Source organism: Microcystis sp. M_OC_Ca_00000000_C217Col (assembly GCF_007095585.1).
In the GTDB taxonomy this organism is placed as follows: Bacteria; Cyanobacteriota; Cyanobacteriia; order Cyanobacteriales; family Microcystaceae; genus Microcystis; species Microcystis panniformis.
Map to the genome: position 1 here is coordinate 1 of NZ_SFBV01000357.1, position 6,223 is coordinate 6,223.

A 6,223-nucleotide genomic window follows, 5' to 3' on the forward strand; every position below is an offset into this window, starting at 1 on the left:
GATTCTTTTCCTCGAAACTTAACCTGTGCTACTAAATCGCTTTCATACCTTTCTCCTTCCGTGACATCGGTAAATACTTCTTTGTCTAAAAAAGTAATCGATTCCCTATCTAAATAATCCATCAATTGAGGAAAAAATAACTCAATAAATTCGACAAAAAAGGTGGAGATTAACTCCTTAAATAAGCGGTCATGGTCAATATTATTAGTCATGTAATATCATCTTAACTAATCTCAGCGGTGAATGACTACCAGAAAATAACAACTCTTTGATTCTAACAAGTTTAAGGTTACTTGACAAGACGATCCAGAAAACGGGTTTCTTCAAGAAACCCGTTTTCTATTCTGAGAATATCCTCTCGTTGATAACCCTGTTCGTACAACCGTTTAGTTAATGTTAGTTTCGCTTCTTTGCGGGGGAGATAGGAGAATAAATAAAAGCAATCTCCTGACTCCTGACTCCTGACTCCTGACTCCTGACTCCTGACTCCTGACTCCTGACTCCTGACTCCTGATAACTGACTCCTGATAACTGATAACTGATAACTGATAACTGATAACTGATAACTGATAACTGATAACTGATAACTGATAACTGATAACTGATAACTGATAACTGATAACTGATAACTGATAACTGATATTGCGAGAAACATACCAAGTAAAACCACCGCCGATAACTGCCATAACTGCTAAAGCTAATAATACCGGTCGGAGTCCGAATTGAGTTTCGGCGATACCCGCGACAGCTAAGGGTAAAGAGAGGGCAATATTAACGGCATTATTTTCTAAACCAAAGACTTTACCGCGCATTTCGGGGGGTGTATCTGCCTGTAGGGTAGTTTGCATGGGAACCCCGACTAAAGCTGCAAAAATCCCTAATAAAGCCGTCATAGCGAAGGCTAAAATTAAACTCTTTGTTGCTAGGGATAAACCGATTAAAGCTGCCGCCATACCCAGGGAACCCCAGAGACTTAATCGGGTGTGGGAGAATTTTTGACCCCAATAACCCAAAGTAATGGCACTAACTGCCATTCCCGCACCACAGGAGGCTAATAAAAAGCCAAATTGAGAGGCTTTTAACCCGGGTAGTTTTTCGGCCATACTGACAGCTAATACTGATAGAGCAGCAAAAATACAGAATAAGATGACTAATTGAATTAGAGCGTTACGAACTTTATGATTTTTGTTGAGGTAACGAATGCCGTCGCGGATATCTTCCCAAACATGGGGCTGTTCTGCGGTAGGAATAATATATTTTTCGCTAGTTCGCAGGATAATTAGAATTAAACCGGCAATTATATAAAAACCACCGACAATCATCACTTTTCCTAAGTCAAATTGTCCGGCTCTAGTGCCGAAAATGCTATCAGCAAAAGCTAATAGAGGTTCACCGATGGCAAAACCGATAATTAATACCGCCATGGTGGTTAAAGTGCTGAGGGAATTAGCGGGTAGAAGATGACGACGTTTTACTACTAATGCCAGGGTAGATTGTTCGGCAGGGGCAAAAAATTGGGTTAAGGTGGAGACAAGAAAAGTAATGACTAACAACAGGAAAAAACCGAAGGGTAAGTTAAATTCTCCCTGTAACCGGTAATGCCAATTTCTTAAACCGTCAGGCAACCAACCGAGGGGAACGGCTAAAGTTTGCTCGCGCACTAACCACAATAATAGGGGAATAACGAGGACAAAAGCCCCGCGTAAAAGGTTAGAAATAACTAAAACTTGTTTTTTTAACCATCTATCAACATATACACCCGCCACCGAACCCACTAACACCGCCGGAATTGTATTAGCAATCATTATCGCCGATACCCAGCCACTAATCGACTGATCGGCTTTTTGGTAATGGGTGGCAATTAGGGATATCATCAGGACTAAATAGAATTTATCCGCTAATTGGGAAAAAATTCCCCCCGCCCAGAGAATGAGAAAGCGCGGGTTTTTTAGCACTGGGGCAAAACCCTGACTGGGATTGGATTTGGGCGCACGTTTAGGCAAGCGGTTCATGGTTTCTGCGTCGGATTGCCTCGGTGAGGAATCGGAAGAATTAAAAACAGGAGTGGAGGAGGCGCTAGACGTAGCGTCGTCAGTTTCTGAGTCAAACAGTTGCATTATGATGATTTTTGCTATCTGTTTAAAATTCTAAGGGAGATAAACCCTCAACTAATGCCGAGGAGCGAAAAGTTTTTCCCAGATGATATTGAGTATAGCTGCGCAGCAGGCGATCGAGGTTAATCCAAGCTAGTTCTGAGGTAAGGTTTTCTTCTGGGGGAAAATCTGTTTTTCCTAGGCATTGCAGTAATTGCAGTTCTTGCAACGTCAGTTTACTATCGATTTTGGGCGGGTTGATTGTTTCTGTTAGGGCAGCTAGATCTATTATTCCCCCTGCCTCGAAACTAAATCCTAGGCAATTGTTCCCAATTAAAGCTTTTCCCGTCAACAGGCAGTTATGGACTTGCGGCACTAAGCCGGCAATTATTAAGAAATGAAAAATTGCTTGACAAAGGTAGGGAAGTATGTATTCATTCTCGTCGAGGACTTCAATTCTGGCCAGATGGCTGCAGATTAACTCGTATAATTCCCTCTGGGGTTGTTCGCTCAGTGCGATCGCCAAAACCAGTTCGCAGAGGTATTGACTAACGGTGAGTTTGGCGAGATTTTGACTTAATTTGGGATAAGATTCGATAGTTTCAGCTTGAACGACCTTATCTAGGGATTTTCCTGCGACTATTAACAGATTATTGACCACAAATAGTTCACTTCTACCCCGCAGGGAAGATTTATACTTGCGCGCACCGGGAGCGATGGCTCTAATTAAACCATATTCGGCGGTCAAAATAGTTAAGAGGCGATCGGCTTCTCCGAAGGCCATTCCTTGTAGATTGATTCCAGTAGCTTGATAGGTACGAGACATCATTTAATAATTAACTAGCTAATTGTCTCCCCAAGAAGACTTGAGCTAATCACCAAGCGCAGGGGAATCAGTCAGGACTATGGAGGTTAGCGGACTCGAACCGCTGACATCCTGCTTGCAAAGCAGGCGCTCTACCAACTGAGCTAAACCCCCGATCTGGTTTTTAGGACACTTTCGTTATCATAACCTATAGTGAAAAATATTACAAGTTAATTTTTCCCTTACTTGCCATGTCTTATCTAGTCGCCACTTTTTACCAGTTTGTGGCTTTGTCAGATTATCGTCAAAAACAGCCAGAAATACAAAAATACTGCCAAGAAAGAGGAATTAAAGGAACTATTCTGCTGGCAGCCGAGGGGATTAACGCAACGATCGCAGGGAACCGTCAAGCGATCGCCGAGGTGATTAGTTGGTTAAAAACCGATACTCGTTTAGCTAATCTAGAAGTGAAAGAGTCTGTTTGTGATTATTTGCCCTTTCAACGCTTAAAAATTCGCTTAAAAAAGGAAATTGTGACTTTTGGTCAAGCCAAGGCTAATCCTCTCGAAAAAACAGGAATTCATCTCAAAACTGAAGAGTGGAACCAATTGCTGAAAGAGCCGAACGTGGTAGTTATCGATACTCGTAATAATTATGAAGTGGCGATCGGTACTTTTGCGGGAGCGCTTAACCCAGAAATCCAGCATTTTCGCCAATTTCCTGAGTATATTCAGGAAAATTTTGATAGTATTAATGATAAAAAAATAGCTCTTTTTTGTACGGGAGGAATTCGCTGTGAAAAGGCGGCAGCTTTTTTATTAAATCAAGGCTTTTCTCAAGTTTATCAGCTAGAGGGAGGTATTTTGAAATACTTAGAAGAAGTTAGTGCCGATCAGAGTCTTTGGCAAGGAGAATGTTTTGTTTTTGATCAAAGAGTAGCACTAACAGCTAATCTAGAGGTAGGACATTATGAAATGTGTCCCGCTTGCGGTCATCCCATCGATGAACAAGATAAACAGTCCCCCAATTACCGAGCAGGAATATCTTGTCCCTATTGTAGTTAATCTTATCCTATCGTCCCGCTCTCATCTCCCTACTTTTCTAGTATCTGGTTACTTTTTCTTGCGGATTTGTGTACCAGAAATCATGTCATGAAGGGCGCGTTTTTTCTTTGTCCAGGCTGCCAGTAAAAAGCCCAAATATAAGGGAGCAGTGGAGAGATATTTTAGTAAGTAGCGGCGATTTGCTCTTGCAAAAGATATGCGTCTTCCTTCCCTATCGGTGACGGATAAATCAAAAAACATTTTACCAATAGTTGCTTTAAAAAGATATTCTAATAAAACATAATATAACCATTTAATAACTATTCCTAAACCAAGAGCAGTCAGGATAGCAATATGTTCGTGAGTAAAGTTAATTTTGGCTTGAATATTATAAACAATTGCCGCTACAAATAAAGCAAACCCGATAATTGTTGTTCCAGCTGCACTTAATCCCGCTGCATAGTAAACCCACATTTCTTTGGGAATATCAAAATCAAGATTTAAGTCTTGAAAAGTTGACCATTGTTGTAAGCGAAAACAGATATAACCACCTAATAAAGCGGCGATAATAAGAACGATAAAAGAATCAATTAAAGAGGCTTTGAAACGGAGCCAAAACCCAGCATAACTGGGAGAAATTGCAGCGATTAAAGAAATAAGTGCCGGATTGGGAATAGGAATAATTTTAGGTTTTTCAGGAGAAGAATTTTTAGTTTTTTTAGTTTTTTTAGTTTGATGGGGATTGGCTTTAATATCAGTAATAATTTTTAGCAAAGTTTTGGTATTTTTCGGTCGTTCAATAGGTTTTTCTGCCATTAAATTATCGATAAAATCTGCTAATCGAGAAGGGATATTTGGTGCATATTTACGCCAGTTAAATTCATTGGTATTAATGTTATAAATTTTTGGATCACTGGGTTCTTTACCGGTTAACAAAAAGACGAAAGTTTTGCCCAAAGCATAAAAGTCTGATTGGGGGACAGAGTGACCAAGAGATTGTTCAGGAGGAGCATATCCGGGGGTATAAATTCCTGTATTTTTACCTCCTGCTAGGACGGTTTTAGTCACCTGTCGCGCTGCCCCAAAATCAATTAAAACTAATTGACCATCGGGTTTTAAGATAATATTAGAAGGTTTGATATCACGATGATAGAATTTATGTTTATGAACTTCGTGAAGAATATTGGCTAACTGAGTTAACCAATCCAAAGCGAGATTATAATCAATCGGTTTAAATCCTCTTTGTTTTTGATATTCTTCTAAGTCAATACCAGCAATTTTCTCCATAACTAAACAGTGTAAAGCAGTTTGACTCTCCCGGGGATGATAAATAAAATAGTTTTCTCCTTTGGGAATACCGGGGTGATTTAATTGTTTTAAAAGATTGGCTTCCTGTTGAAATAAATCAATAGCTTTGCTAGAATCGTAGGTAAGAACTTTTAATACTTTGGGTATTTTACGTTCATCTATCACTTCATAGGTATTACCAAATCCACCTTTGGCACTCAATAAATTTGTGACTCGATATTTACCATTTAAAAGCAAGTCGGAACCACAGGATTGACAGTAACGACTCTCCGTGATACTTTTCGGTTTGGGACAATGAGGATTAATACAAAAACTCATGGATTTTATTGGTAGATTACAAAATAAACTTGATGATTAAAATATTCACCGATATATTTAAGGTTTATTGCCAAGAAAAAAGCCGCGCAATCCCAAAGTTACCACGGCACTTAAAAAAGCCACAACCATGGGGATAATCAGGGATTTAAACCCTTTCAAGTCAGCAATATCTTTAACTAAGATTGCATAATTATCTTCAACTTTTTCTAGTCGTTTATCCATTGTTTCGACTTTCTGATCAAGAGTTTTAATATCTCCTTTGATTTCTGTGACTTCCACCTTTAAATCATTAACATCTTTTTGGAGACTGTCAAATTTTTGATCCATATCTCTTTGGAGATTGTCGATTTTCTGATCCACATCTCTTTGCAGGGTGTCAAATTTTTGATTAACATCTCTTTGGAGAATAACATCTCTTTGGAGAAAGTCAATTTTCTGATTAACCTCTTTAATACTATCTTTAATTTCTTTCAGGACAGATTCAAGGGAATAGGTAACGGTTTCGCTAGTTTGTGTCATAATTAAAACCCTCTTACAGATAACTATTTTATTGAAATAAAAAATTAAGGTTTGTTGCCAAGAAAAAAGCCGCGCAATCCCAAAGTTACCACGGCACTTAAAAAAGCCACAACCATGGGGATAATCAGGGATTTAAA

General features: G+C 39.2%; 4 protein-coding genes, 1 tRNA gene and 2 pseudogenes. 1 reads left to right on the plus strand and 6 read right to left on the minus strand.

The window, feature by feature from the left end; genetic code table 11:
• The 4 genes and pseudogenes from EWV66_RS23095 to EWV66_RS23110 form a co-directional block, all read right to left on the minus strand.
• Positions 1-212 (minus strand): annotated as a pseudogene (locus tag EWV66_RS23095) (flagellar assembly protein H); the annotation flags it as partial.
• Between the two features lie 423 nt (positions 213-635).
• Positions 636-2,117, minus strand: a pseudogene (locus EWV66_RS23100) (MFS transporter); the annotation flags it as partial.
• A 22-nt stretch (positions 2,118-2,139) separates the two neighbouring features.
• Entirely contained in the window at positions 2,140-2,922 is a 783-nt protein-coding gene (recO, locus tag EWV66_RS23105; protein WP_052277758.1) for a DNA repair protein RecO, read from the minus strand.
• 77 nt (positions 2,923-2,999) lie between these two features.
• Positions 3,000-3,072 (minus strand) — tRNA-Ala (locus EWV66_RS23110).
• A 77-nt stretch (positions 3,073-3,149) separates the two neighbouring features.
• Between EWV66_RS23110 and trhO the strand changes: the two genes are divergently transcribed.
• Positions 3,150-3,962 (plus strand): oxygen-dependent tRNA uridine(34) hydroxylase TrhO, encoded by an 813-nt coding sequence (gene trhO / locus EWV66_RS23115; protein ID WP_052277757.1) that lies wholly within the window; start codon positions 3,150-3,152, stop codon positions 3,960-3,962.
• Between the two features lie 48 nt (positions 3,963-4,010).
• Here trhO and EWV66_RS23120 read toward each other — a convergent pair whose 3' ends face one another.
• Positions 4,011-5,567, minus strand: coding sequence for a protein kinase domain-containing protein (locus tag EWV66_RS23120; protein WP_052277756.1), 1,557 nt, complete (start codon positions 5,565-5,567; stop codon positions 4,011-4,013).
• Positions 5,568-5,624: 57 nt separating this feature from the next.
• Positions 5,625-6,086, minus strand: a complete 462-nt coding sequence (locus tag EWV66_RS23125; RefSeq protein WP_287116052.1) for an AAA family ATPase — start codon at positions 6,084-6,086, stop codon at positions 5,625-5,627.
• Between the last annotated feature and the right edge of the window lie 137 nt (positions 6,087-6,223).